Annotated in this window: 23 protein-coding genes and 4 tRNA genes; 11 read left to right on the top strand and 16 right to left on the bottom strand. The window is 69.2% G+C overall.

What is annotated here, in order from left to right:
- Window positions 1-28: 28 nt before the first annotated feature.
- From nusG to H0B54_RS08245, 6 genes are all read right to left on the bottom strand, one after another.
- Window positions 29-559: a transcription termination/antitermination protein NusG gene (nusG, locus tag H0B54_RS08270; protein WP_038526785.1), complete on the bottom strand. Its 531-nt coding sequence runs from the start codon at window positions 557-559 to the stop codon at window positions 29-31.
- A 5-nt stretch (window positions 560-564) separates the two neighbouring features.
- Window positions 565-762 (bottom strand): preprotein translocase subunit SecE, encoded by a 198-nt coding sequence (gene secE, locus H0B54_RS08265; RefSeq protein ID WP_035675069.1) that lies wholly within the window; start codon window positions 760-762, stop codon window positions 565-567.
- 69 nt (window positions 763-831) lie between these two features.
- Window positions 832-907, bottom strand: a tRNA-Trp gene (locus tag H0B54_RS08260).
- Between the two features lie 153 nt (window positions 908-1,060).
- Window positions 1,061-2,251 carry an elongation factor Tu gene (tuf, locus tag H0B54_RS08255; protein WP_014241041.1) on the bottom strand — a complete coding sequence of 397 codons (1,191 nt, stop codon included), beginning with the start codon at window positions 2,249-2,251 and terminating at the stop codon, window positions 1,061-1,063.
- Between the two features lie 81 nt (window positions 2,252-2,332).
- A tRNA-Gly gene (locus tag H0B54_RS08250) sits at window positions 2,333-2,406 on the bottom strand.
- 64 nt (window positions 2,407-2,470) lie between these two features.
- A tRNA-Tyr gene (locus tag H0B54_RS08245) sits at window positions 2,471-2,556 on the bottom strand.
- Between the two features lie 144 nt (window positions 2,557-2,700).
- On the opposite strand from H0B54_RS08245, the gene rlmB reads away from it, so the two are divergent.
- The 4 genes from rlmB (at window position 2,701) to H0B54_RS08225 (ending at window position 4,582) form a co-directional block, all read left to right on the top strand.
- Window positions 2,701-3,555: a 23S rRNA (guanosine(2251)-2'-O)-methyltransferase RlmB gene (gene rlmB / locus H0B54_RS08240; RefSeq protein ID WP_188259939.1), complete on the top strand. Its 855-nt coding sequence runs from the start codon at window positions 2,701-2,703 to the stop codon at window positions 3,553-3,555.
- Between the two features lie 91 nt (window positions 3,556-3,646).
- Window positions 3,647-3,722 (top strand) — tRNA-Thr (locus H0B54_RS08235).
- A 38-nt stretch (window positions 3,723-3,760) separates the two neighbouring features.
- Window positions 3,761-4,219, top strand: a complete 459-nt coding sequence (locus H0B54_RS08230) for a hemerythrin family protein (protein ID WP_188259938.1) — start codon at window positions 3,761-3,763, stop codon at window positions 4,217-4,219.
- Window positions 4,220-4,309: 90 nt separating this feature from the next.
- On the top strand, window positions 4,310-4,582 hold the full coding sequence (locus H0B54_RS08225) for a hypothetical protein (protein ID WP_188259937.1): 273 nt from the start codon (window positions 4,310-4,312) through the stop codon (window positions 4,580-4,582).
- Between the two features lie 166 nt (window positions 4,583-4,748).
- Here the strand turns inward: H0B54_RS08225 and H0B54_RS08220 are convergent, their stop codons facing one another.
- Window positions 4,749-5,321, bottom strand: coding sequence for a polysaccharide biosynthesis/export family protein (locus H0B54_RS08220; RefSeq protein WP_094306334.1), 573 nt, complete (start codon window positions 5,319-5,321; stop codon window positions 4,749-4,751).
- Window positions 5,322-5,551: 230 nt separating this feature from the next.
- On the bottom strand, window positions 5,552-6,856 hold the full coding sequence (locus H0B54_RS08215; RefSeq protein ID WP_188259936.1) for an outer membrane beta-barrel protein: 1,305 nt from the start codon (window positions 6,854-6,856) through the stop codon (window positions 5,552-5,554).
- An 865-nt stretch (window positions 6,857-7,721) separates the two neighbouring features.
- On the opposite strand from H0B54_RS08215, the gene H0B54_RS08210 reads away from it, so the two are divergent.
- The 5 genes from H0B54_RS08210 (at window position 7,722) to H0B54_RS08190 (ending at window position 13,046) form a co-directional block, all read left to right on the top strand.
- Window positions 7,722-8,162 carry a MarR family winged helix-turn-helix transcriptional regulator gene (locus H0B54_RS08210; RefSeq protein WP_188259935.1) on the top strand — a complete coding sequence of 147 codons (441 nt, stop codon included), beginning with the start codon at window positions 7,722-7,724 and terminating at the stop codon, window positions 8,160-8,162.
- Window positions 8,163-8,350: 188 nt separating this feature from the next.
- Window positions 8,351-9,580: an ABC transporter substrate-binding protein gene (locus tag H0B54_RS08205; RefSeq protein ID WP_094306337.1), complete on the top strand. Its 1,230-nt coding sequence runs from the start codon at window positions 8,351-8,353 to the stop codon at window positions 9,578-9,580.
- A 168-nt stretch (window positions 9,581-9,748) separates the two neighbouring features.
- Window positions 9,749-11,590: an ABC transporter permease gene (locus H0B54_RS08200; protein WP_188259934.1), complete on the top strand. Its 1,842-nt coding sequence runs from the start codon at window positions 9,749-9,751 to the stop codon at window positions 11,588-11,590.
- On the top strand, window positions 11,587-12,333 hold the full coding sequence (locus H0B54_RS08195; RefSeq protein ID WP_188259933.1) for an ABC transporter ATP-binding protein: 747 nt from the start codon (window positions 11,587-11,589) through the stop codon (window positions 12,331-12,333). Before H0B54_RS08200 ends, H0B54_RS08195 begins: the two co-directional genes overlap by 4 nt.
- Window positions 12,330-13,046, top strand: coding sequence for an ATP-binding cassette domain-containing protein (locus tag H0B54_RS08190; RefSeq protein WP_188259932.1), 717 nt, complete (start codon window positions 12,330-12,332; stop codon window positions 13,044-13,046). The genes H0B54_RS08195 and H0B54_RS08190 overlap by 4 nt, the downstream gene beginning before the upstream one ends.
- 49 nt (window positions 13,047-13,095) lie before the next feature.
- Here H0B54_RS08190 and H0B54_RS08185 read toward each other — a convergent pair whose 3' ends face one another.
- Together H0B54_RS08185 and otsB are read right to left on the bottom strand one after the other, a co-directional pair.
- Window positions 13,096-13,341: a hypothetical protein gene (locus H0B54_RS08185; protein ID WP_094306341.1), complete on the bottom strand. Its 246-nt coding sequence runs from the start codon at window positions 13,339-13,341 to the stop codon at window positions 13,096-13,098.
- Between the two features lie 91 nt (window positions 13,342-13,432).
- Entirely contained in the window at window positions 13,433-14,257 is an 825-nt protein-coding gene (gene otsB / locus H0B54_RS08180) for a trehalose-phosphatase (RefSeq protein ID WP_188259931.1), read from the bottom strand.
- Between the two features lie 494 nt (window positions 14,258-14,751).
- Between otsB and nagA the strand changes: the two genes are divergently transcribed.
- A complete protein-coding gene (gene nagA / locus H0B54_RS08175; RefSeq protein ID WP_211109263.1) occupies window positions 14,752-15,924 on the top strand; it encodes an N-acetylglucosamine-6-phosphate deacetylase in 1,173 nt (390 codons plus the stop codon).
- A 245-nt stretch (window positions 15,925-16,169) separates the two neighbouring features.
- Here nagA and H0B54_RS08170 read toward each other — a convergent pair whose 3' ends face one another.
- Window positions 16,170-16,499 (bottom strand): hypothetical protein, encoded by a 330-nt coding sequence (locus H0B54_RS08170; RefSeq protein ID WP_188259930.1) that lies wholly within the window; start codon window positions 16,497-16,499, stop codon window positions 16,170-16,172.
- A gap of 72 nt (window positions 16,500-16,571) precedes the next feature.
- Window positions 16,572-17,486 (bottom strand): ROK family protein, encoded by a 915-nt coding sequence (locus H0B54_RS08165; RefSeq protein WP_246472409.1) that lies wholly within the window; start codon window positions 17,484-17,486, stop codon window positions 16,572-16,574.
- Window positions 17,487-17,689: 203 nt separating this feature from the next.
- Here H0B54_RS08165 and H0B54_RS30190 point away from each other — a divergent pair, with 203 nt between their 5' ends.
- A complete protein-coding gene (locus tag H0B54_RS30190) occupies window positions 17,690-20,170 on the top strand; it encodes an ankyrin repeat domain-containing protein (RefSeq protein ID WP_188259929.1) in 2,481 nt (826 codons plus the stop codon).
- 42 nt (window positions 20,171-20,212) lie between these two features.
- On the opposite strand, the gene H0B54_RS08155 is transcribed toward H0B54_RS30190, so the two are convergent.
- The 4 genes from H0B54_RS08155 to urtC all read right to left on the bottom strand — a co-directional run bounded on the left by H0B54_RS08155 (window position 20,213) and on the right by urtC (window position 24,559).
- Window positions 20,213-21,613: a dipeptidase gene (locus H0B54_RS08155; protein ID WP_188259928.1), complete on the bottom strand. Its 1,401-nt coding sequence runs from the start codon at window positions 21,611-21,613 to the stop codon at window positions 20,213-20,215.
- Window positions 21,614-21,797: 184 nt separating this feature from the next.
- A complete protein-coding gene (gene urtE / locus H0B54_RS08150; protein WP_094306347.1) occupies window positions 21,798-22,493 on the bottom strand; it encodes an urea ABC transporter ATP-binding subunit UrtE in 696 nt (231 codons plus the stop codon).
- A 174-nt stretch (window positions 22,494-22,667) separates the two neighbouring features.
- Window positions 22,668-23,414 carry an urea ABC transporter ATP-binding protein UrtD gene (gene urtD, locus H0B54_RS08145; protein ID WP_188259927.1) on the bottom strand — a complete coding sequence of 249 codons (747 nt, stop codon included), beginning with the start codon at window positions 23,412-23,414 and terminating at the stop codon, window positions 22,668-22,670.
- Window positions 23,415-23,419: 5 nt separating this feature from the next.
- Window positions 23,420-24,559 carry an urea ABC transporter permease subunit UrtC gene (gene urtC / locus H0B54_RS08140; protein ID WP_188259926.1) on the bottom strand — a complete coding sequence of 380 codons (1,140 nt, stop codon included), beginning with the start codon at window positions 24,557-24,559 and terminating at the stop codon, window positions 23,420-23,422.
- Window positions 24,560-24,561 lie beyond the last annotated feature (2 nt).

Below are 24,561 nucleotides of genomic sequence, written 5' to 3'. Positions count from 1 at the left end.
ATCATGTGTTCCAGGAAACTCGATTGTCTCAGACCTTCTCGACCTGGGTGTATTCCAGTTCGACCGGCGTGGAGCGGCCGAAGATCGACACCGCCACCTTGAGGCGGGCCTTCTCCTCGTCGACTTCCTCGACGATGCCGTTGAAGGAGGTGAAGGGGCCGTCGCTCACACGAACCTGCTCGCCCACCTCGAAGGTGATCGAGGGCTTGGGGCGCTCAAAGCCTTCCTGCACCTGATGGATGATCCGCTCGGCTTCGCGCTGGCTGATCGGCTGCGGTTTGCCGCCACCACCCAGGAACCCGGTGACCTTCGGCGTGTTCTTCACGAGATGCCAGGACTCGTCCGTCAAATCCATCTTGATGAGGACGTAGCCGGGGAAGAACTTCCGCTCGGTGTTGATCTTGGAACCCCGGCGCACCTCGACCACTTCCTCGGTCGGCACCAGGATTTCTTCGAACTTGTCTTCCAGACCTTTCTGAGCCGCCTTCTCGCGGATGGCCTGGGAAACCTTCTTCTCGAAGCCCGAATAGACGTGAACGACGTACCAGCGCGCGGCCATGGCGATCAGGCTCCCAGCCCAAGGATCATACGGACGGCGAAGGCCAGCACCTGATCCACGACGAGGAAGAACAGCGAAGCCAGCACCACCATGACGAACACCATGGCGGTCGTCACGCCGGTTTCCTTGCGCGTCGGCCAGGTGACCTTGGCCACCTCGCGGCGGACGTCGCGCGCGAATTCTGCGGGGTTCACTTTAGCCATCGTAGACCGTGCGGGCTCCGGTGCGACGTGTAGGGCGCGGTCAGCGGCCCGTTCTGGTTCGGTACGGCGTGGCAGGAGTGGAGGGGCTCGAACCCCCAGCCCCCGGTTTTGGAGACCGGTGCTCTACCAATTGAGCTACACTCCTATCGCCGCAGGCTCTACCCCCGGCGGGGAGCGGAGCTTATAGCGCATAGCCGCGTGGCTTGCTAGCCTTTTTATCGGCCGGCATGCCGAAATCGACAGGGATCAACCCCGCCGCCGAACCACGGGGGAACGGCGGCGGGATCGACTCCTCAACTTACTTGATGATCGAGGCAACGACGCCGGCGCCGACGGTGCGGCCACCCTCGCGGATGGCGAAGCGCAGGCCCTCGTCCATGGCGATCGGAGCGATCAGCTCGACTTCCATGGAGATGTTGTCGCCCGGCATCACCATCTCGGTGCCTTCCGGCAGCTTCACCATGCCCGTCACGTCGGTCGTGCGGAAGTAGAACTGCGGACGGTAGTTGGTGAAGAACGGCGTGTGACGGCCACCCTCTTCCTTTGTCAGGATGTAGGCCTCGGCCTTGAAGGTGGTGTGCGGCGTGATGCTGCCCGGCTTGGCCAGAACCTGGCCGCGCTCGACGTCCTCACGCTTGGTGCCGCGCAGCAGCGCGCCGATGTTGTCGCCGGCCTCACCCGAGTCGAGCAGCTTGCGGAACATCTCGACGCCGGTCACGGTGGTCTTGACCGTCGTCTTCAGACCGACGATCTCGACTTCCTCGCCGACCTTGACGATGCCGCGCTCGACGCGGCCGGTCACCACGGTGCCGCGGCCCGAGATCGAGAACACGTCCTCGATCGGCATCAGGAACGGACGGTCCTTCGGACGCTCCGGCTGCGGGATGTACTGGTCGACCTCGGCCATCAGCTTGAGGATCGCGTCACGGCCGATCTCCGGCGAACGGTCCTCCAGCGCGCACAGCGCCGAGCCCTTGACGATCGGAATGTCGTCGCCCGGGAACTGGTAGGAGGACAGCAGCTCGCGCACCTCCATCTCGACCAGCTCGAGCAGCTCCGGATCGTCGACCATGTCGACCTTGTTCATGAACACCACCAGCGCCGGCACGCCGACCTGGCGGGCCAGCAGGATGTGCTCGCGGGTCTGCGGCATCGGGCCGTCGGCGGCCGACACGACCAGGATCGCGCCGTCCATCTGCGCGGCGCCCGTGATCATGTTCTTCACGTAGTCGGCGTGGCCCGGGCAATCGACGTGGGCGTAGTGGCGGTTGGTCGTCTCGTACTCGACGTGCGCGGTCGAGATCGTGATGCCACGCGCCTTCTCTTCCGGCGCCTTGTCGATCTGGTCGTAGGCGGTGAAGGTCGCGCCGCCGCTCTCGGCCAGCACCTTCGTGATCGCCGCCGTCAGCGACGTCTTGCCGTGGTCGACGTGGCCGATCGTGCCAATGTTGCAGTGCGGCTTGTTCCGCTCAAACTTTGCCTTCGCCATCGCTTTGGTCTTTCGTTCCCGACGTTCCGGACGCACACAATGGCCCGGCCGAGACCGACATTTCCCTTAGCGCGGGGGGATTGGAGCGGGTGAGGGGAATCGAACCCCCGTCGTAAGCTTGGAAGGCTTCTGCTCTACCATTGAGCTACACCCGCCTGCCATGCCCCGCCCGGCGCTATCGACCGGGAACTGCGATCACGGACAAGCCGTGGAATGTAGTGGTGGAAGGGGCTGGATTCGAACCAGCGTACGCGTACGCGGGCAGATTTACAGTCTGCTGCCTTTAACCACTCGGCCACCCTTCCTCAGGCCCGCTGCGGGACATGCCCGCCGCGGAGTTCGGCACTATGAGAATTTTTCAGGCCTTGTCAACACGTCTGAAGCAGTCCAAACCAGAAAACTGTGAATAACCGCGGCGGGCTTAGGCCTGCCCCCTCCAGCCGGACACCATGACCCGTTCGAAGAAGCCATCCGCGCCCCACGGCCAGCCCCCTGCCCCGGCCAAGAACCACTCCCCGTCCCACCGCGAGTCGCGCGGCGACCGCTCTTCCCCCGGGCGCGGCGCGCAGGGCGTCCTGCTCTACGGCCTGCACCCGGTGTCGGCGGCGTGGCTGAACCCGGAGCGTCGCATCCACCGCCTGATCGCGACGGAGGCGGGCCGCGCCGCGCTGGAGCCGGTGCTGGCCCAGGCCAAGGCGCGCGGGCTGCAGCGTCCCGGCCTGATGCCGGCCGACCGCAACGACCTGGACCGCATGCTGCCGCCGGGCGCCGTGCACCAGGGCGTGGCGGTGGACGTCGCCCCCCTGGAGGAGACCGGGATCGAGGATCTCTGTGCGGAGGCCGATTCGGACCCGTCGGCGCTCATCGTCGTCCTCGACCAGGTGACAGACCCGCACAACGTCGGCGCCGTCCTGCGCTCCGCCTCGGCCTTCGGCGCCAAGGCGGTGGTGGTGACGGAGCGCAACGCGCCGGAGACCACCGGCGTCCTCGCCAAGAGCGCCTCGGGAGCGCTGGAGTCGGTGCCGCTGGTGCGGGTCACCAACCTCGCCCGCGCGCTGGCCGACCTCCAGCAAGCCGGCTTCTGGACCGTCGGCCTCGCCGAGTCGGGGCAGAGCACGCTCGCGCAATGCAACCTGACGGGCCGCACCGCTCTGGTGCTGGGGGCCGAGGGCGCGGGGTTGCGCCGCCTGACCATGGAGCGCTGCGACATCATCGCCCGCCTGCCGACGCAGGGGCCCGTGGGCAGCCTGAACGTCTCAAACGCTGCCGCCGTCGCCCTCTACGAGGTCGCCCGGCTGCGCTGACGCGTCGCCGAACGCGCCGCGCAGGTGAGGCTTGCCGCAAACCGCGCGGGACGCTAGTGTAAGCGCCCGCCGCGGTCTGGCCGTGCGGCACGCCGGTTTAGCTCAGTTGGTAGAGCAGCGGTTTTGTAAACCGAAGGTCGCGGGTTCGAGCCCTGCAACCGGCACCAGCTTTTCCTCCCGCCAGACCAACGCCCGGCTTCGTCCCATGACGCGCGCCCACGACGGCTGCTCCCTGATCCCGACCGGTTCCGGCGTCATCGACGCGGAGCACGGCGCCATTCTCGACCTCCTGTCGGCAATGACCGGGGGCGCTCTGTTTGGGTTGGTGGAACTGACCGCGCTCCGGCGCGAGGTGGCGGAGCATTTCGCAACGGAGGCGGCGGAGATGGTCGTCCTGGGCGCGGAGCGGCGGGAACGGCACGAGCACGCCCACCGCAGCTACCTCGCCAGCATCGACGCCTTGGTGGACACCGCGAAGCGCGGCGATCCGGTGACCGACGACGACGCGAATCGGCTGATGCTGTGGTTCATCGTCCATTCCAACACCGCCGACACCGATCTGGTGGAAACCGCCCGGCGCGCCGGCGACGAGCCGCCGATGATTTCCATGGACGAATGGCTCGACAGCCTGGACGAGACCGACCGGGACGCCCTGCGCTCCTGAGGCGACCATGCCGCCTCATCCGGGGAACCCTGCATCCGAGCACCGGTTGGAGAAGGGACGATCCTTCCCGCAACCGACCCAGGCATCTTTATGGAAAACTCCGACACCCCCAACGCCGGGGCGCAGCGCTTGCGCGACGCCATCGACAAGGGCCTGACCGGCGACAAGATCCCCGCCGCCGACCCCGCCGCGGCCCCGCTGGGCACCGACGACGAGGCCGCGGGTACCCGACCGCCTCCCGCCGCCAGCGCTCACGTTCCCGCCACTCCCGAGGCCCGCGCACCGTCGGGTCATTCCAAGGGCGCCGACGCCTTCCGCAGAGGCGACCTTCCCTTCGGCGACGGTACCCGCGACGACGGGTGACCGCCGTGGCGAGAGAAAGCTGCCGCGCAAAAAAAATGTCCCTCTTCCTGGCGGGAAGAGGGACATCGTCATGGCGTCGAATGGTGTTGGGGCGCCTGCCCCAGTTTTCCGAAACAAATGGGCCGTCCGATGGACCGTCTGGCGGGTGTTCGGAGTCGGTCGTCGATCAGAAATAGCGCTCCGGCACGCGCAGCACGTCGTCGGGCATCACCGGGGTGGTGATCGGAGCGCGGCGCAGCTCCTTCTTGGGATCGGCACCGCGCGTGATCAGGACGTAGTCCTCCTTGGCGCGGTAGGTGTAGCCGCCGGCCATCGCCACCGCGGACAGGGCGGTCATGCCGTTGACGTACTGGTACTGGCCGGGGTTGCGGACCTCGCCCAGGATGAAGAAGGGCCGGTGGTTCAGCACCTCCACGCTGACCTTGGCGTCGCGCACGTAGCCCTGCGACAGGCGCTTGGAAATGTCGGTCTCCAGTTCGCGCGGGGTATGGCCGCGGGCCGTCACCTCGCCGATCAGCGGCATGGCGACCTTGCCCGAACCGTCGACGCGGAACTCGCCGGAGAGCTGCTCCTCGCCAAAGACGATGACGCGCAGCGCGTCGCCGGCCCCCAGGCGGTAATCCGTCATCTGGGCGACGCCGGGCGGTTCGAGAGGGGCATCCTGGCCACCGGCGCAGCCGACCATCGCGGCGGCGACCACGGTCATTCCGAGCGCGCGGAACACGTTACGTCGATTCATCCCTTACCCTTCCATGGCTCGTGAGGACATCGGGCCAGCCGTCCGCGGACGGAACGGCCGAACCCTGAGCGGTCACGGAGGGAGACTAGCAACTCGCACGCGCTTGGGAAAAAGTGGAGAGGAAGTAACGCCAACGGAGGAAAAGGATTCGCGTCACCGTATAGGCGGAAATGCAAAAGGGGCGTCCATCGGCGGATGGACGCCCCTTCCGTATCCCTTGAACGACCCGATTACATCTGAGCGCCGACGCGCAGATAGACCAGATTGTCGGAGTAATCGAAACCACTGAGGTTCGAGTTACGCTTTTCGTAAGTATAACCGCCATTCACGAAGACATAGCGGCTGAGCTGGTAGCTGGCGCCGGCGCCCAGCGTGTAGACGTCGTCGGTGCGGTCCACGCCGTTGAAGTCGTCCTGGCGCCATTGGACGCGGGCGTTCAGCAGCAGGGTGCGCAGAAGCTCGTGATCCACGCCGATGGCGGCGACGGTGCGGTTGTAGCTCGACGCGACCTGGCTGCCGCGGGCGTAGGTCGATTCCCGGACCTGACGGCTGAGCGAACCGGTGACCGAGGTGAGCTGGGTCACCGACCAGTTCAGCCGGCCGCCTACGGCCAGACCGCCGAAGTCCTTCAGCGTCGGATCGTCGTAGGTCCGGCTCAGATAGCCGGCATAGATCTCGCCGTTGATCAGGCCGGTCAGGTCGGTGGACAGGCCGCCGACGACCTCGTAGCCGTCCGAGTCGCGGTTGACGCCGCCGAAGTCCTGGCTCAGCCGATAATTAGTCCAGTTGTAGGAGCCCTGGACGAAGGCCTCGTAGCCCTGGATGAACTCGTAGCCGACGCGGGCGGTGCCCGTGTAGCTCCAGCGGTCGCGGTCCTCCTGCGACTCCGTCCGCCCGTTGCTCAGCTCGGCGTCCTGGTAGGAGGTGTACTGGGCGCCGCCGGTCAGGCGGACGCGCACGCGGTTGAAGCGCTGGTTGAACGACGCCTCGCCGCCGTGGGTGAAGTAGTTCACCGGCTCCGCAAAGCGCGGCACCACGGTGCCGGTGGCCAGCGACACGTCGAAGTTCGGGTCGGACCGCCCCTCGTGGTCGCGGCGGCTGAACAGCAGGCCGCTGACCGACGAGTCGCGGGTGATGTCGTAGCGGCCGTCCACCTGCGCCCGGTAATCGGCGTAGTTCTCCGACGAGTAATCGAAGAAGCGGCCGATGTTGCCGGAGGCCGAGAAGTTCAGGGCATGGTTGTTGAAATCCGAACGCACGTCGACGCGCGGCTGGGTGACCCAGATGAAGTCGTCGCGGGTGTTGTTCTCGGTCGCGAAGACGTTGCTTTCATAGGTCAGGCCGGTCTCGATGCGCGGCAGGATACGGAACGATCCGGCGCGGATGCCGAGCTGTTCGACCTCCGGACGGCGGCGCTCCAGCACGGTTTCACCGGGCTGCAGTTCCTGGGCGCTCACCGGTGTGGCCGCGGGCAGCGCCGTCAGCACGGTGGACGCGAGCGCGAGGGCGAGGAAGGACAGGGAGCTGGGCTTCATGGGTCACCGCGCAAGGCTGAAATCAGTGGCTCGTATCGGGCGGCCGAATGGCCTTGGAATGTGCATTCGCCGCTCCGGGAGAAGCGGACAGTCGCTGCAAAGACAACTCATGGCGTGATGTCCATGCAACAGTGAAGCCGTTCAGCCGTGGTTTTTGCCCGCGCCTGTGTTGTTGGCGCAACAAGACTTGCGTCGGACGGGCGCACTATTGCCATACGCCCGCGTCATTAGAGCTAAGGTCATACGACCACCAAGCGCACGCGCCACGCCCTCGGGAACCAGCCATCGTTGGCAACCGTTCACCCAAGGCGGCCCGGAGCCGCGCCAACCGGATTTTCGAGGAAGCCCCGAGCATGACCAAACCCCTGACCACTCCCCCGCCGCCCAAATCGCCCCGCCACCCTGTCGACGACGTCGTGATGCCGCCCTACACACCCGGGAGTGTTCCGCCGCCGGACGGCGACCTTCCGAAGTCGGACCGCGAAAGGACTCCGCCGCCGAACACTTACCCGCCGAAACAAAATCCATAATTGATTTATGGGCAACCCACCGACACGACCACAACACACCCGCATATGCAGATTGCGCCCCAGTCCCCCGGAAAGATTCCTGAAACGCGCGACTCATCTTCGTTCGCGAGTGCTTTGCATGTTAAATAGTAAAGGGCCTTAGACTGTGGCTCTATGCCGCAGCAGCGAGCGTTGCCTATTGCGACTTCCATCCCTAGGCTTCAAAGCGAAGCCTGCTGCATTTGGCGCAAGCCTGGGAACATTCCCAGGGATCGGTGCCGAACCTGTCGCACGGTGTTCAGCCGACACCCGCCGCGACCGGAAACGGTCCGGCTCCGCAACGCTCGTGTGCGCCCATGGATCACATCGCCCATCCTCCGACCGACGATTACCTGCTGACCGGGCAGGTGCACTATCGCCTTCGCCGGGCCCATCAGCGCGCGTCCTCCATCTTCATGGACATGATCGGCGGCTCCCAGCTCACCCCCACCCAGTGGGGCGCCCTGGTCACGCTGCGGACCGAAGGGTCGCTGTCGCAGAACCAGCTCGGCCGGCTGACCTACATGGATCCGGCGACCACCCAGGGGGTGATCCTGCGCCTTGTGGAGCGCAAGCTGGTGGAGCGCCAGCCGGACCCGCAGGACCGGCGCCGCACCAGCGTCAGCCTGACCCGCGCCGGCCATTCGCTGGTCAGCACGCTGCTGGAGAACGCCACCCGGGCGCATCACCGCACGTTGGACCCGCTGACCCCGGAAGAGCAGGCGACGTTCCTCATGCTTCTCTCCCGCCTGATGTGAGGCCGGCGCGTCCGGCACCGGCACGCGGAAAACCGGCCTGATGAGAACCGGCCTGAAGAGAACCGGCCTGGTGCGGCGCAACGGAACGGTGACTTTTGCGGTGGGTTTGCTATGAACGCAGACATTGCGTTCACGCTGCCGTTCCATGCGTTCACGCAGCCGCCAACCGCGCCGGGATACCGCCGACCATGAACCGCCGCCATCTCCTGCTTGCGCCGGGCGCCGCCGCCCTCGCCGCCGCCTTTTGGATCGCCGCGCCGATGCCCGCCGCCCAGGCGCAATCGGGCGGACAGCCGATTCGCGTCGGCGAGATCAACAGCTACACCGGCCTGCCGGCCTTCACGATCCCCTACCGCCAGGGCTGGCAGCTCGCAGTCGAGGAGGTGAACGCGGCGGGCGGCCTGCTCGGCGGGCGCAAGCTGGAGGTCGTCTCCCGCGACGACGCCGGCAAGCCGGACGACGCCGTGCGCGTCGCGCAGGAGCTGCTGTCGAACGAGAAGGTCGAGCTGCTGGCCGGCACCTACTTCTCCCACGTCGGGCTGGCCGTGGCCGACTTCGCCGCGCGCAACAGGGTGCCCTTCGTGGCGGCGGAGCCGCTGACCGACGCCATCACCTGGACCAAGGGCAACCGCTACACCTTCCGCCTGCGCCCCAGCACCTACATGCAGGCGGCCATGCTGGTGGAGGAGGCGGCGAAGCTGCCGGCCAAGCGCTGGGCCACCGTCGCCCCCAACTACGAATACGGCCAGTCGGCGGTGCAGTGGTTCCGCCAGCTCCTGTCGGAAAAACGCCCGGACGTGGAGTTCGTGACCGAGCAGTGGCCCGCCCAGGGCAAGCTGGAGGCCGGACCGACCGTGCAGGCTCTCGCCGCGGCGAAGCCCGACGCCATCTTCAACGTCACCTTCGGCGCCGACCTCGCCAAGTTCGTGCGCGAGGGCGAGGGCCGCGGCCTGTTCCGCAACCGCACCGTCGTCAGCCTGCTGACCGGCGAGCCGGAATATCTCGACCCGATGAAGGACGAGGCGCCGGAAGGCTGGATCGTCACCGGCTACCCGCAGGAGCAGATCGACACGCCGGAGCACAAGGCCTTCCGCGAGGCCTATCTGAAGCGCTTCAACGAGCCGCCGCGCCAGGGCTCGGTCGTCGGCTACGCCACCTTCAAGGCCATCGCCGCCGCCGTTGAGAAGGCCGGTTCCACCGATCCGGAGAAGGTCGTGGACGCGCTGTCGGGGCTGGCCCTGTCCAGCCCCTTCGGCCCGATCGCCTTCCGCGCGCTCGACCATCAGGCGACGATGGGCGCCTATGTCGGCAAGACCACGGTGAAGAACGGCCAGGGCGTGATGACCGGCTGGCGCTATGCCGACGGCGCGGACTATCTGCCGTCCGACGAGGCCGTCCGCAAGATGCGCCCAGAGTAAGGGGCGGAGTAAGGGCGTCTTGCCCCCACCCTTCCCACGGCTGCGCCGCGGGCCCCTTCCCTCCCCCGCTTCGCAGGAGAGGGAGATTTAGTCCCCTCCCTCGCCGAAGGCGGGGAGGGTTAGGGAGGGGGCAAGCCCTCGCTTCCGCTGAACCCGCCGAAAGAGCCGATGTCCTTCTACCTCGTGCAATTCCTCAGCGGCCTCGCCACGGCGGCGACGCTGTTCCTGGTGTCGTCCGGGCTGACCATCGTGTTCGGCGTGACGCGGATCGTGAATTTCGCGCACGGCTCCTTCTACATGCTGGGCGCCTACCTCGGCTGGTCGCTGGTGGAGCGCTGGGGCAGCACGCCGCTGGGCTTCTGGGGTGCGGTGGCCGTCGCCGCGCTGGCGGTCGGGTTGCTCGGCGCGCTGATGGAGGTGGGGCTGTTGCGCCGCCTCTACCGCTCGCCGGAACTGTTCCAGCTTCTCGCCACCTTCGGCGTGGTGCTGGTGGTGCAGGACGCCGCCTCCTGGATCTGGGGATCGGAGGATCTGCTGGGCCGGCGGGCGCCGGGCCTGCGCGGCTCCGTGGACATCCTCGACCAGCCCTTCCCGCTCTACGACCTCGTGCTGATCGGGCTGGGGCCGCTGGTGCTGGGCCTGCTCTGGCTGCTGTTCAACCGCACGCGCTGGGGCACGCTGGTCCGCGCGGCGACACAGGACCGCGACATGGCCTCGGCGCTTGGCGTCGATCCGGCGCGGCTGTTCACCGGGGTGCTGTTCCTGGGATCGGCGCTGGCCGGGCTCGGCGGCGCGCTTCAGGTGCCGCGCGAGGCGGTGAACCTGCACATGGACATGGCCATCGTGGTCGAGGCGTTCGTCGTCGTCGTGGTCGGCGGCATGGGCAGCCTGACCGGCGCCTTCGTCGCCTCCCTGCTGATCGGGCAGCTGCAGGCCTTCGGCATCCTGGTCTTCCCGCAGATCACGCTGGTCCTGGTCTTCCTGTTCATGGCGGTGGTGCTGGTCATCCGCCCGTACGGCCTGCTCGGCCGCGCGGAGGACGCGCCGCCCACCGCCGCCAGCCCCGGCCCGCCGCTGATCGCCGCGGCCGGCGCCGTGCGCTGGGCACCCGCCCTGCTGCTCGCCCTGCTGGCGGCGGTGCCGCTGGTCGCCGGCGACTACGCGCTGATCGTGCTGACCGAGGTGGTGATCCTGGCGCTGCTGGCGGCCAGCCTGCATCTGCTGATCGGGTTGGGCGGCCTCGTCTCCTTCGGGCACGCCGCCTATTTCGGGCTTGGAGCGTACGGCGCGGCCCTGCTGGTCAAGCATCTGGCCGCCCCCATGCCGCTGGCGTTGGCCGCCGCCCCGCTGGTCGCCGGGCTGGGGGCGCTGGCCGCGGGCTGGTTCTGCGTGCGGCGGTCGGGGCTGTATTTCGCCATGCTCACCCTGGCCTTCGCGCAGATCGTCTGGTCGGTGACCTTCCAGTGGTACGGCTTCACCGGAGGCGACAACGGCATCCTCGGCGTCTGGCCGGCGGACTGGGCGGCGGGCAAGGCGGCCTATTTCTGGCTGACGTTGGCGCTGGCCGGCGGCGCGCTGCTTCTGCTGCGCCGCGCCGCCTTCGCGCCCTTCGGCTACACGCTGCGCGCCGGGCGCGATTCCGCGCTGCGCGCCGAATCGGTCGGCATCGACGTGCGCCGGCACCAGTGGCTGAGCTTCGCCCTAGCCGGGTCCGCCGCCGGGCTGGCCGGCGGACTCTACGCCTTTTCCAAGGGCAGCGTCTTCCCCACCCTGATGGCCGTTCCGGTGTCGGTGGACGCGCTGGTCATGGTGCTGATGGGCGGCATCCAGACGCTGAGCGGCCCGGTGGTGGGTGCGGCGCTGTTCCACCTGCTGGAGACCGAGGCGATGAGCCGGACCGACTGGTGGCGGCTGGTCCTGGGCACCATCATCCTGGTGCTGGTTCTCGCCTTCCCCAAGGGCGTCGCCGGCTTCGTCCGCGACCTGTGGACCCGCGGGAGGGACGCATGAGCCGCCGCCTCGCCGTGGAGAATCTCCAGCGCGCCTTCGGCGGCGTACAGGCCGTGCGTGGCGTGTCCTTCGCGCTGGACGCCGGGGAGGTGCTGGCGCTGATCGGCCCGAACGGTGCCGGCAAGACGACCTGCTTCAACCTGCTGAACGGCCAGCTGCGGCCCGACGCGGGGACGGTGCGGCTCGACGGGGTGGACATCGTCGGCCTGCCGCCGCGCCGCATCTGGCGGATGGGCGTCGGCCGCACCTTCCAGATCACCGCCACCTTCGCCTCGATGACGGTGCGCGAGAACGTGCAGATGGTCCTGCTGTCCGTCCACAAGCGCCTGTTCGGGCTGTGGACCCCGGCGGCGGCCGGGTTCCGGGACGAGGCGATGGCCCTGCTGGAGCGCGTCGGCATGGGCGCCCAGGCGGAGCGGCCCTGCGGCGTGCTGGCCTATGGCGACCTCAAGCGCGTCGAACTCGCCATGGCGCTGGCCGGCGCCCCGAAGCTGCTGCTGATGGACGAGCCAACCGCCGGCATGGCCCCCGGCGAGCGGCAGGAGCTGATGGCCCTGACCTCCTCCCTCGTCCGCGAGCGCGGCCTCGCCATTCTGTTCACGGAGCATGACATGGACGTCGTTTTCGGCCACGCCACGCGGATCATCGTGCTCGACCGCGGCCAGTTGATCGCCGAAGGCACGCCCGACGCCGTGCGCGCCGACCCGCGCGTGCAGGCCGTCTATCTGGGAGGCGCCGCGTGACCGCCCAACCCCTTCTGAGCGTTCGCGGCCTTCAGGCCTGGTATGGGCGCGCCCACATCCTGACCGGCGTCGATCTGGCGGTGGGCCGGGGCGAGGTGGTCGCCCTGATGGGCCGCAACGGCGCCGGCAAGACGACGACCATGAGGGCGATCATGGGCCTGCTCGACCGGCGTTCCGGCGCGGTGGCCTTCGACGGGCGCGACGTCTCCGCCCTGCCGCCGCACCGCATCGCGCGCCTCGGCCTCGGCTATGTGCCGGAGGACCGGCGTGTCTTCACCGACCTGACGGTGGAGGAGAATTTGGAGGTCGGCCGCCAGCCGCCCCGCGATGGCGCCCCACACTGGACGCCGGAGCGGCTCTATGGCCTTTTCCCCAACCTTGCCGAGATGCGGGGGCGCCGCGGCGGGCGGATGAGCGGCGGCGAGCAGCAGATGCTGACGCTCGCCCGCACGCTGATGGGCAACCCGTCGCTCCTGCTGCTCGACGAGCCGTCGGAGGGGCTGGCCCCGCGCATCGTGCAGCAGATGGCCGACGCCCTGCGCGCGCTGAAGGCGGAAGGGCTGTCGATCCTCCTGTCCGAACAGAATCTCGCCTTCGCCGCCGCGGTCGCCGACCGGGCGAGCGTCATCGAAAAGGGGCAGATCCGCTTCGAAGGCCCGATGCGGACATTGCTGGAGGACGAGGCGGTGCGCCGGGCCTATCTGGCGGTGTAAGGCTGGCTGTGTGAGGCTGGCTGTGTGAGGCTGGCGGCGTGAGGGCGGATCACACCAGCATGTCGAGGACGCGCTTGGTGTTCTCCTGCGCGGCCTGCATGACCTTGACGTTGGCGGCGAAGTCGGTCTGGGCGGCGGACAGGCTGACGACCACCGCCGGGTCGAGATTGCCGGCGGCGAGCTGCGCGCCCGCCTCGTCGGCGCGGGACTGGGCGCCTTGAAGCCCCGCCAGGGCGGAGGCCTCGGCGTCGGGCAGGGACGGCATCCGCGGTGCGCCGAGCGCGCTGATGTCCATGGTGGGGACCCTCGATTGACCTGTGGCCCACCCTACCCCTTTTTCGGAGGAAAAGCGACGGGGACCGGCCGATGGAGACCGGCCGGTTCGCTCAGCCCTCCGCCAGCCAGACGGCCAGACGGTCGAGAAAGGCGCCGGCCTCGGCCGGGTCCTTCAGGCTCCATCCGGCGGCGCTGGGGGCCGGCGGGTCCATGACGCGGATGCCGGCACCCTTCCCCTCGCCGCGCGCCGCCAAGGCGCGGAAGGCGTCCTCGTCCGTCTCGTCGTCGCCAAGGTAGAGCGGCAGCGTCTCCGGCCCCGCCAGCCCCAGGGTGTCGAGCAGCGAAAGCACCGCTTTGCCCTTGTCCCAGGGCACATTGGGCCGCAGCTCGTGGATTTCCTTGCCGCCGGTGACGCGCAGCTTCGGGAAGGACGCCGCAACACCCTGCACCGTGTCCCCCACCGACGCCTTGCGGTCCGGGGCGACCCGCCGGGTGTGGATGGCGATGGCGAAGCGTTTGCGTTCCACCAGCGCGCCCTCGACGCCGCCAAGGCGCCGCTGCAGTTCCGTTTCGGCCTCGTCGAGGTCGCCCAGATACTCTTCGCCGATCTGGGTGCGCAGGCCGGGGCCGCGGATGTCGAAGCCGTGGCTGCCGGCGTAGATCAGGTCGTCGATTCCGACATGGCGGGCCACATCGTCCAGGTCGCGCCCGCTGACCACCGCCACCGGGCACAGCCCGGCCAGCCGCCGGATCACCGCGCGCACGGAGTCGTCGAGGACCGCCAGGTCGGGGCGCTCCACGATGGGCGTCAGGGTCCCGTCATAGTCGAGGAAAACGGCAGGCCGCCGGTCGCCCAACATCGCCGCGAAGGCATCGAACCGGATGAGCGCCGACGGCTTGCCTTCGGTGGAAGCGGAGGACGGTTGATCGGTCACGGGCGGCTCTCCTTCGTCGTCAGCGGGCGCTGTCGCGCCGGCGCACGATCGGAACAACGGGAAAGCGCGCCACAAGGTCCTGATGCCGGGTCCCGATGCTGTTAACCAGCAACGTTATCGCACCTGACACTGTTGTGACTCTCCGGTCACAGCAGGGCCACAAAAAGCAACGGCCCCGCATGGGGCCATTGCTTCGGGGTTTGCACCCACCTGAGATCTTTGTTAATTTTGCAGTGCAGCAAGAGATTGCTGCTTCGCCCTTCTTGGGCGTTTCCTCCCTAAACTCAGGCCGCTGTTCGTCAGCGGCCTTTTTTCTGCCAGAAACCTGTCCCCTCTGGCAATCCCTAACAAACACATACCCCAACAAATCCGGCGCCATAATCCTTATAAAATGAAGGGCTTTGACGCCGCGACGGCCTCTTGCGCCACAGGCCCCGCCGGGTTTTCCTGTCGGCCCACCGCCGACCGTCCGACGCAACCCATCGGGTGCCGAATTGAGCCACGCACACAGCCCCGCCGGCAACCGGCCGCTGAAAGCGCTCGTCAACGCCACGCTCCACACCGGAGACTCGGCGCTGGCGGGCGCCGCCCTGCTGATCGACGGCCCGGTCATCGCCGCCATCGTCCCGCCCGAGGCGATCCCGCCGGAGGCCGAGGTGACGGATCTGGGCGGCGGCATCCTCGCCCCCGGCTTCATCGACCTCCAGGTGAATGGCGGCGGTGGCGCGTTGTTCAACGACACGCCCGACGTGCCGACGCTGCGCCGCATCGCCGAGGCGCACCGCCGGTTCGGCACCACCGGCCTGCTGCCCACCCTCATCACCGACTCGGCCGAGAAGCGCGCCGCCGCCGTGGCCGCCGTGCGCGCCGCGATGGCGGAGGGGGTGCCGGGCGTGCTCGGCATTCATCTGGAAGGCCCGCACATCGCGCCGGAACGCCGCGGCGTCCATGACGCGCGTTTCATCGCGCCCCCCGACGCGGGGGATCTCGCCCTGCTCGGCGGCCTCTCCGGCCTGCCGGCCCTGGTCACGCTGGCCCCGGAAGCGGTTCCACCGGAGCAGATCCGCCGGCTGGCCGCCGCCGGACTGCGCGTCGCCGCCGGCCACAGCGCCGCCACCTGGGCGCAGGCCAAGGCCGGCTTCGCCGCCGGCATCACCGGGGTGACTCATCTGTTCAACGCCATGAGCCCGCTCGGCTCCCGCGAGCCCGGCATGGTCGGAGCGGCGCTGGAGGAGGACGGGGTGTGGTGCGGGATCATCGTGGACGGGCACCATGTCCATGACGCCTCCGTCCGTCTGGCCTGGAAGGCGAAGGCGTGCGGCCGGCTGTTCCTGGTGACCGACGCGATGCCTCCGGTCGGCACTCCTGGCAACTTCCAACTCTACGGCGAGGAGATCCGGGTGGAGGACGGGCGCTGCGTCACCGCCGATGGCACGCTGGCCGGCTCCGCCCTGGATATGGCGACGGCGGTGCGCAACGCCGTGGAGCGGGTCGGCATCCCGCTGGACGAGGCGCTGCGCATGGCCTCCGCCTATCCGGCCGATTTCATGGGCATGGCGGGACGGCGCGGCCGCCTCCGGCCCGGTCTGGCCGCCGACCTCGTGCATCTCGACGAGCGGTTGCGGGTGCGGGCGACCTGGATCAGCGGCAAAATGGCCGTTCCGTGAAACACCCCCTGCACGCGCGCGCAAATCTGTCGTATAGAGGCGCCAGAATTTCGACCCTCATACGCAGCATCGAGGAGACTTACCCATGGACATCGCCCTGATGGTTCTGGCCGTCGTGTTCTTCTTCTGGCAGACCGTTTCCGAGTGATCGGGGTCCGGGCATCCGGACAGACGAAAGGGCGGCTCCCCGGCGGAGCCGCCCTTTCGCGTTTCTGGCCCGCTCGCTCAGGCGCCAGCCGGAACCCTCAATCGGCCAGCGCGCCGCCATGGATCTGCGGGTGTTCCAGTCGCGCATGGGCGGAGGCGACGAGCCTCAACGTCTCCATGATCGTTCCGATCGCCTCGTTCAGGTCGGCCCGCCCGGCGGGTATGGGCATTCCCGACAGGACCAATTCCAGGTCGTCGGCGGCGTCCTGCAGAAGGACGCAGGCCTCTTCCAACTGACGTCTGGCCGTTACGCCGTTCGCAGGATGCGACGGCGCCGCCTTCTGCATATTGCGATAGGCATTTTGATTTGCACTTTGCAGTGAAGACCCGCGCCGTCCCTTCTGAAATCCCGTTATGAAGCCGAACATGGGCCTTCTCCCTTCCGTGTCGGAGGGTATAGAGCAAAAGCCGCGCCAATTTCGAAGCATCGGCCGAAGGGATCACCCCTTGGGCCAAAGCCACGCCGCGCCGCGCATACCGCTTTCGGCGCCATGGCGCGCCCGGAGGAAGCGGGTGCGAGGGGCTGGACTCAGCGCCCAGCTTCCCCACTGGGCGGGCACGGCCTCGTACAGCCCCGGCAGGTCCGACAGGCCGCCGCCGACCACCACCGCGTCGGGGTCGAGCAGATTGATGACGGCGGCCAGCGCACGGGCCAGCGCGTCGGCATGGCGATCCAGAGTCGCCCGCGCCTGCGTGTCGCCGGAACGGGCGCGGGCGGCGATCTCCGGCGGGGTCAGCGCCTCCCCCGTCCGCCAATGGTGCAGACGGGCCAGACCTGCGCCGCACAGCAGCGTCTCGATGCAACCCTCCCGCCCGCAGCCACAGGGCAGCGGCGGCCCGTCCTCAACCGTCCGCCAGGGCAGTGGGTTGTGCCCCCACTCGCCGGCCAGGGCGTTGGCACCGGCCAGGATGCGCCGCTCCGCGACAATCCCGCCGCCGACCCCGGTGCCCAGGATGATCCCGAAGACCAGCGGCGCTCCGGCGGCGGCTCCGTCCACCGCCTCCGACAGGACGAAGGCGTTGGCGTCGTTGGCGATCCGCACCGGACGGTCGAGCGTCCGCGACAGGTCGGCGGCGAAGGGCCGCCCGTCCAGCCAGGACAGGTTGACCGCGCGCACGGTGCCCGCGGCGGTGTCGACGATGCCGGGCAGGCACAGGCCGACCGTGGCGTCCCGGCAACCCGCTTGAGCCTCCAGCGCCGCCACGGCGCCGGCCAGCGCCGCCAGCGTGTCGGCGTAGCCGCGCGGCGTGTCGGCACGGTGCCGCGCCCGCTCCGTCCCATCCGGAGCCAGAAGGGTGGCGGCGATCTTGGTGCCGCCCAGATCGACGCCGATTCGCATCGGACCCATGCCCATGACGGACTCCCAGCGCGGGTGGACAGTGAAGGGGGTGGAAAAGCAGCCCCCCTATAGCGCAGCGCTCCGCCCGAATCAGCCATCCCGACGCGCGCCTTCTCCATAAGAGGTGGCGGTCCCGTCCCTTTGCACCGTCGCAGGACGGCGGCGGACCACTAGAGTCAGGAGTGTCACGTCTCATCAATTGGATTGCGCGCGCCCCCATGGACCGTTCCGCTCCGAAAGCCACGCCATCCTCGAATCGCTCTGCGGCGAAGGCGAAGCCCCAACCCCAGGCCGCCGGCCTGCGCCCCGACCAGACGGAGGTCTTCGACGGCCTTCTCCTGGCCCTGCTGGCGCGCAAGCGGCTGCTGGTGCTGGTCGGCGAGGCCGGGTCCGGACGGGCCGCGGTCTTCCACCAGCTCGTCGAGCAGGTCGGCTCCGACGGCGCGCTGGTGCTTCCGGTCGCCGCCAGCGCCGGGGCGCAGGTCGAGGATCTGGTGTCCGCCGCCGGTGACGCCGCCCTGCCCTCCGACAGCGACGACCGCGATTTCGACACGCTGATCGAGGAATTGGAGGAGCGGCTGGACCTCGCCGGTACTGGCCTTCTGGCGGTGGAGAACGCGGGCGTCCTGGCCGCCCCGACGCTGGCCGACCTGATCGACCTCACCCGCTCCGAGACGCCGAGCGGGCGCTTCCTCCAGGTCCTTCTCTGCGGCACGCCGGAGATGGAGCGGACCTTGGCCCGCCCCGGATTGGCCGAGGCGGTGCGCGAGCTTGGCGTGATCTACCGCATGACGCCCGGCGCCGGTCCGTCCGTCACGCCCACCGCCGCCATCCCTTCTGCTGGCCCCGCCGCCGGGCCGGTGACCGCCCCGCCGCGTGCCGCGGCGCCGCCGCGCCGGGCGGCGGAGCGTGACGCCAACGACTGGCCCGCCAACGATTGGGACGCGCCGGACGGCTGGACGATCCCGGAGGCCGGTGGTCCGGTCGCCGATCTTCCGGTCAAGCGCCCGCGCCGCCGCGCCGCGCTGGCCGGAGCGGCGATCACCACCCTGATTCTGCTGGGCGCCGCCGGGGCCGGCGTGACGCTGGCGGTTCCCGGCGCCACGCCCGAACGGGCGCTCGATTACGCCCGGCAGGGCTGGCAGGACCTCCGCAGCTTCGTGACGGAGCGGGTGCACAATCCTTTTGCCGACGAGCCCAGCCTGGGCAGCCGCGGCCCCGACACGCTGGCGCTTGCCCGGCCGCAGAACCCCTATCTCGCGTCCCTCCCCGCCGAGGCGGGGGTGCCGGTCGCCGGACCGTCGCCGACCAAGGCCGACGCCCCGCCGCCCGCCGCCCGCACCGTTAGCCAGCCGGCTTTCCAGCCCTCGGCGCCGGCCCAGCCTCCGGCCCAGGCGGCCACCGCAACGGCGTCCCCGCCGACGACCGTCGCCAAGCTCGATCCGGCGCCGCTGGCGAAGCCGGAGCAGCCGCCCGTTGCTCCGGTTGCCCAGATGCCGAAACCGCCGGTGCCGGCCGCCGCCGATCCGCTGGCCGCCGATCCGCTGGCCGTTGAGCACGCCCCGCCGCTCAAACCGCGGGCGACGGAGTACCGCACGGAGCAGAGCGAAGGCCCGACCGGCTCCGCCACCCTGCCGCCGTTGGTCGACGAACCGGCGCCCCAGATGGCGGCGCCGGCGATGCCCCAGCCCGCGGCTCCGGCGGCGTCCGCGCCCTTCTCCGCCAGCGACAACGGCCTGAACCCGCGCGTCCGCACCCTGGTCGATCAGGCCCGCCGGCAGATCGCCGCCAAGCTCCTGACCACGCCGCCGAACAACAACGCCTACGAGACGGTCTCGCGGCTGCGCGAGATCGCCCCGGCGACGCCGGAGATCCAGGAACTTCTGACGACCATGGAGGAGACCTACCGCCGCTGGGCCTCACTGGCGGAGCGCGACGGCAATTGGGACGAGGCGCGGCGTTTCTACGAGCGCGCCCTGATCGTCGCCCCCAACACCGGCGACCTGCGCGACCGCATCAAGGCGGCCGGCGAAGGGCGCGCGCTTCCCGCCGCGACCGCTTCCGCAGGTGCCGTCTCCGCAGCGCCCGGCACCCCGCCGGCGCCCCCGGCCACCGCCGAGGTCCGGCCCGGTCTGGACAGCCGCGACGGCGCCATCGCCCTGATGCGCCGCACCGACGAACTGAAGCGCGCGCTGGATGGCGGCGCCGACCCGAACAAGCGGGTGGACAACGGCAAGACCCTGCTGATGCTGGCCTCCGAACAGGGGTTGACCGACGCGGTGCGGCTGCTGATCGACCGCCGGGCCAAGACGGAACTGCGCACCGCCGACGGCGCCACCGCGGTGATGTACGCCGCCTGGGGCGGGCATGAGGCGGTGATCCACGCGCTGGCCGCCGCCGGGGCCGAACTCGACGCCACCAACGACGACGGCAAGACCGCGCTGATGGCCGCCGCGGCCCGCGGTCATGACGGTGTCGTGAAGATCCTGGTCGACCGCGGCGTGTCGGTGGACCGGGTGGCCAGCCACGGCTGGTCGGCGCTGATGTACGCCGCCAACAACGGCCACGACCGCGTGGCCCGGATGCTGGTGGAGCGCGGCGCCAACCCGTTCCGCATGGACACCGCCGGCAACTCCGCCCTCACCCTCGGTGCGCTGCAAGGCCACATGCAGGTGGTCGAGGCGCTGAAGCCGCACTGAGATACGCCCCCCGCTCCGGCGAGGAGCGGGGGATGCACGTCTTCACAGCGCCGCGAAGCGCGCCAGCATGGCGGCGTGGGAGCGGATGCCGTTGTGCAGGCACTTCACCTCGAACTTCTCGTTGGGCGAATGGATGCGGTCATCCTCCAGCCCGAAGCCGACGAAGATCGAATCGAAGCCCAGCGCCTGCCGGATGTAGCCGCCGACCGGGATCGACCCGCCGCTGCCGACCAGCGCCGGCTTGTTGGCAAAGACGTCGCCCAGCCCCGCCATGGCGGCGCGCAGATAGGGGCTGTCGGTCGGCACCTGGACGCCCGGCGATTTGCCGAACACCTTGAACTCCCACCGCCCGTCCGCCGGCGTCCGTTCCTCCAGGAAGCTCTTGATCCCGGCCAGGATTTTCTGCGGGTCCTGGGCCGGCACGAGACGGCAGGACAGCTTGGCCGACGCCTTGGACGCGATGACCGTCTTGGAGCCCTCCCCGGTGTAGCCGCCCCAGATGCCGTTGATGTCGCAGGTCGGGCGCGACCACAGCCGCTCCAGCGCGCTGCGCCCGGCCTCGCCAACCGACGTCTTCAGCCCGACACCGGCCAGGAAGGCGCTCTCGTCGAAGCCGAGGTCGCGCCACATCGCCTTCTCCTCGTCCGTGGGCTCGGCCACGTCGTCGTAGAAGCCGGGGAAGCGGACGCGCCCGTCCTCGTCGTGAATTTGGCCGAGGATGCGGGTCAGCGCGTTGATCGGGTTCAGCACCGCGCCGCCGAACATGCCGGAATGCAGGTCGTGGCTCGGCCCGTGCAACGTCGCCTCGACGTAGAGCAGGCCGCGCAACCGCGTGGTGATGGCCGGCGTGTCGATGTTCCAGGCGTTGGTGTCGGTGATGACGCAGACGTCGGCCTTCAGCTCCTCCGCGTTGGCCTTCAGGAAGGGGAGCAGGTTCGGGCTGCCGGTCTCCTCCTCACCCTCCAGCAGGACGGTCACGCGGATCGGCAGGGTGCCGTGCACGGCGTGCCAGGCGCGGAACGCCTCGATGAAGGTCATCACCTGGCCCTTGTCGTCCACGGCGCCGCGGGCGACGATGCGGCGGCCATGCTCCGCCTCGACAATGGCCGGCTCGAAGGGCGGGCTGTTCCACAGCTCCAGCGGCTCCGCCGGCTGCACGTCGTAATGGCCATAATAGAGGATGTGCGGCACATCCTTGCCGCCCGGCCCCGGATGGTGGGCGACGACCGCGGGGTGCCCCGGCGTCTCGCGCACGGAGGCGTCGAAGCCCAGTCCGCTCAGCTCGCGCGCCAGCCAGTCCGCGGCGCGGCGCACGTCGCCCTTGTAGGCCGGGTCGGTGCTGACGCTGGGGATGCGCAGCAGGTCGCAGAGGCGCCCCAGGGAGTCTTCGAAACTGCGGTCAACCTGCTGGAGAACGGGGTCGGCTGACAGGACGCTCGACATTCGGAACTGCCTTCGGTGTGAATGACTGGCACCGATGGTAGCGCATCGCGGGTCCGCGCCAAGCTCCACAAAGCGCAGGGGTGCCATCCTCGCGAAGGCGGCGTTCCCGGTTCCCGCCACGGGAAGCACAGGATGGCGGGACCGCGGCTCCGCCTTCGCGAGGATCCCCCCGGACGGCGGCGCGTCAGACGGTCAGGTACCGCCGGACCTCGCTCTCCTCCAGCCCGTCGCGGCTGCCCGCCAGCATGACCTCGCCGCGCTCCATCACCGCCCAGTCGTCGGCCAGATCGCGGGCGAACTCGAAATACTGCTCGACCAGCAGAATCGCCATGGTGCCCTTGTCGCGCAGGTAGGAAATGGCCCGCCCGATGTCCTTGATGATGCTGGGCTGGATGCCCTCCGTCGGCTCGTCCAGCACCAGCAGCCGGGGCCGCGTCACCAGCGCCCGCCCGATGGCGAGCTGCTGCTGCTGCCCGCCGGACAGGTCGCCGCCGCGCCGGTCCAGCATGGACTTCAGCACGGGAAACAGCTCGAACACCTCATCGGGGATCGAGCGGTCGGCGCGTTTCAGGGGCGCGTAGCCGGTCAGCAGGTTTTCCCGCACCGTCAGCAGCGGGAAGATCTCGCGCCCCTGCGGGACGTAGGCGATGCCGCGTCGCGCCCGTTCCGACGGGGCGAGCTTGGTGATGTCGCCGCCGTCCCAGGCGATGGTGCCGCCGGTCACCGGCTTCAGCCCGACGATGGCGCGCAGCAGCGAGGACTTGCCGACGCCGTTGCGCCCCAGCAGGCAGGTGACCTTCCCCACCTCCGCCGTCAGCGACACGCCGCGCAGCGCCTGCGCCGCGCCGTAATGGAGATCGACAGACCGTACGTCGAGCATGCAACTTCCTCTGATCCAAAACCCCTCTCCCGCCCCGGGAGAGGGAGGGACCCATGCGCAGCATGGGAGGGTGAGGGTGTCGGCAAGAAACAGTGCCTTGATCCTTGCACGACCCTCACCCTCCCGCTGCGCGGGCACCCTCTCCCGGGACGGGAGAGGGATTGTCGTTGGCGGTCACCGGCCCAGATAGACGTCGATGACCTGCTTGTTGGCGCTTACCGAATCCAGCGAGCCTTCGGCCAGGACAGAGCCCTCGTGAAGCACCGTGACCTTCACGCCCAGTTCGCGGACGAAGACCATGTCGTGCTCCACGACGATCACCGAATGCTTGCCGGCGATGTCCTTCAGCAGATGGGCGGTCTGTTCCGTCTCCGCGTCGGTCATGCCGGCCACCGGCTCGTCGACCAGCAGAAGCTTCGGGTCCTGGGCCAACAGCATGCCGATCTCCAGCCACTGCTTCTCGCCGTGCGACAGGCTGCCCGCCGGGCGGTCGCGCCGCGGCGACAGGCGGGTGATGTCGAGGATCTCCTCGATCCGCGCCCGGTCCTCCTTGGTGGCCGAATAGGTCAGCGTCTTCAGCGGGCGGCGCGGCGCCTTCAGCGACAGTTCCAGATTGTCCCAGACCGTGTGCATCTCGAACACGGTGGGGCGCTGGAACTTGCGGCCGATGCCCAGGTTGGCGATGGCCGGCTCGCGCAGGCTGGTCAGGTCGGTGCGGCCCTCGAACAGGATGGTGCCGGTGTCGGGGCGGGTCTTGCCGGTGATGACGTCCATCATGGTCGTCTTGCCGGCGCCGTTCGGCCCGATGATCGCCCGCATCTCGCCCGGCTCGATGACCAGCGACAGGCTGTTCAGCGCCCGGAACCCGTCGAAGCTGACCGACACGCCGTCCAGATACAGCAGGGTGTCTTGCGCGCTCATCTCTCTCAGACTCCCTTCTGGTCCGCCGGCTTGGCGGTGACCGTGGCGCGCGCCGGCAGCCGCTCGCGGAGTTGCGCCGCCAGACCCAGGATGCCCTTGGGCAGGAACAGGGTGACCAGGACGAACAGACCGCCCAGCGCGAACAGCCACAGCTCCGGCAGCGCCGCCGTGAAGTAGCTCTTGCCGAAATTCACCAGCACCGCGCCCAGCACCGGCCCGGCCAGCGTGCCGCGCCCGCCGACGGCGACCCAGATCACCGCCTCGATGCTGCTGGCGGGGGAGAACTCCGACGGGTTGATGATGCCGACCTGCGGCACGTAGAGCGCGCCCGCCACGCCGGCCATGCAGGCCGACAGCGTCCAGGCGAACAGCTTGTAGCGGTCGGTCTCGTAGCCCAGGAAGCGCACCCGGCTCTCCGCGTCGCGAACGGCGATCAGCACCTTGCCCAGCTTGGACGCCACCACGGCCGAGGCCAGGATGTAGCCGATCGCCAGCGCCACCACCGTCGCCACGAACAGCCCGACGCGGGTCGAGGCGGCCTGGATGTCGAAACCCAGGATCTCCTTGAAGTCGGTCAGGCCGTTGTTGCCGCCGAAGCCCATGTCGTTGCGGAAGAAGGCCAGCATCAGCGCGAAGGTCAGCGCCTGCGTGATGATCGACAGATAGACGCCGGTGACGCGCGAGCGGAAGGCGAACCAGCCGAAGGCGAAGGCGAGCAGGCCCGGCACCACCATCACCATGATCGCGGCGAACCAGAACTGGTCGAAGCCATGCCAGTACCAGGGCAGTTCCGTCCAGTTCAGGAAGACCATGAAGTCCGGCAGGTCGGCGTTGCCGTAGACGCCGCGCGAGCCGATCTGCCGCATCAGATACATGCCCATGGCGTAGCCGCCGAGCGTGAAGAAGGCGGCGTGCCCCAGTGACAGGATGCCGACGAAGCCCCAGACGAGGTCGAGCGACAGCGCCAGCAAGGCGAAGCACAGATACTTGCCGAGCAGCGCCACCGTGTGGGTGGAGAGGTGCCAGGGCGAGTCCGGGGCGGTGCCCAGCGCCATGACCGGCACCGCCACGGCCAGAACCGCCAGGACGGTCAGCAGCACGCCGGCCTTCTTGTCCAGGCCCATCAGGAAGAAACGGGTCAGCATCG

It is taken from the genome of Azospirillum tabaci (assembly GCF_014596085.1).
GTDB lineage: Bacteria > Pseudomonadota > Alphaproteobacteria > Azospirillales > Azospirillaceae > Azospirillum > Azospirillum tabaci.
This window is presented reverse-complemented; position numbering and strand designations above follow the sequence as displayed.

Excerpts from the sequence above, each read along its gene's own strand:
- H0B54_RS08195 (WP_188259933.1), top strand. The coding sequence starts at position 11,587 with ATGAGCCGCCGCCTCGCCGTGGAGAATCTCCAGCGCGCCTTCGGCGGC.
- tuf (WP_014241041.1), bottom strand. The coding sequence starts at position 2,251 with ATGGCGAAGGCAAAGTTTGAGCGGAACAAGCCGCACTGCAACATTGGC.
- urtE (WP_094306347.1), bottom strand. The coding sequence starts at position 22,493 with ATGCTCGACGTACGGTCTGTCGATCTCCATTACGGCGCGGCGCAGGCG.
- H0B54_RS08225 (WP_188259937.1), top strand. The coding sequence starts at position 4,310 with ATGGAAAACTCCGACACCCCCAACGCCGGGGCGCAGCGCTTGCGCGAC.
- H0B54_RS08210 (WP_188259935.1), top strand. The coding sequence starts at position 7,722 with ATGGATCACATCGCCCATCCTCCGACCGACGATTACCTGCTGACCGGG.
- urtC (WP_188259926.1), bottom strand. The coding sequence starts at position 24,559 with ATGCTGACCCGTTTCTTCCTGATGGGCCTGGACAAGAAGGCCGGCGTG.
- H0B54_RS30190 (WP_188259929.1), top strand. The coding sequence starts at position 17,690 with ATGGACCGTTCCGCTCCGAAAGCCACGCCATCCTCGAATCGCTCTGCG.
- H0B54_RS08165 (WP_246472409.1), bottom strand. The coding sequence starts at position 17,486 with ATGGGCATGGGTCCGATGCGAATCGGCGTCGATCTGGGCGGCACCAAG.
- H0B54_RS08205 (WP_094306337.1), top strand. The coding sequence starts at position 8,351 with ATGAACCGCCGCCATCTCCTGCTTGCGCCGGGCGCCGCCGCCCTCGCC.
- H0B54_RS08200 (WP_188259934.1), top strand. The coding sequence starts at position 9,749 with ATGTCCTTCTACCTCGTGCAATTCCTCAGCGGCCTCGCCACGGCGGCG.
- H0B54_RS08230 (WP_188259938.1), top strand. The coding sequence starts at position 3,761 with ATGACGCGCGCCCACGACGGCTGCTCCCTGATCCCGACCGGTTCCGGC.
- urtD (WP_188259927.1), bottom strand. The coding sequence starts at position 23,414 with ATGAGCGCGCAAGACACCCTGCTGTATCTGGACGGCGTGTCGGTCAGC.
- H0B54_RS08215 (WP_188259936.1), bottom strand. The coding sequence starts at position 6,856 with ATGAAGCCCAGCTCCCTGTCCTTCCTCGCCCTCGCGCTCGCGTCCACC.
- H0B54_RS08155 (WP_188259928.1), bottom strand. The coding sequence starts at position 21,613 with ATGTCGAGCGTCCTGTCAGCCGACCCCGTTCTCCAGCAGGTTGACCGC.
- H0B54_RS08170 (WP_188259930.1), bottom strand. The coding sequence starts at position 16,499 with ATGTTCGGCTTCATAACGGGATTTCAGAAGGGACGGCGCGGGTCTTCA.
- rlmB (WP_188259939.1), top strand. The coding sequence starts at position 2,701 with ATGACCCGTTCGAAGAAGCCATCCGCGCCCCACGGCCAGCCCCCTGCC.
- secE (WP_035675069.1), bottom strand. The coding sequence starts at position 762 with ATGGCTAAAGTGAACCCCGCAGAATTCGCGCGCGACGTCCGCCGCGAG.
- H0B54_RS08185 (WP_094306341.1), bottom strand. The coding sequence starts at position 13,341 with ATGGACATCAGCGCGCTCGGCGCACCGCGGATGCCGTCCCTGCCCGAC.
- nusG (WP_038526785.1), bottom strand. The coding sequence starts at position 559 with ATGGCCGCGCGCTGGTACGTCGTTCACGTCTATTCGGGCTTCGAGAAG.
- H0B54_RS08220 (WP_094306334.1), bottom strand. The coding sequence starts at position 5,321 with ATGAATCGACGTAACGTGTTCCGCGCGCTCGGAATGACCGTGGTCGCC.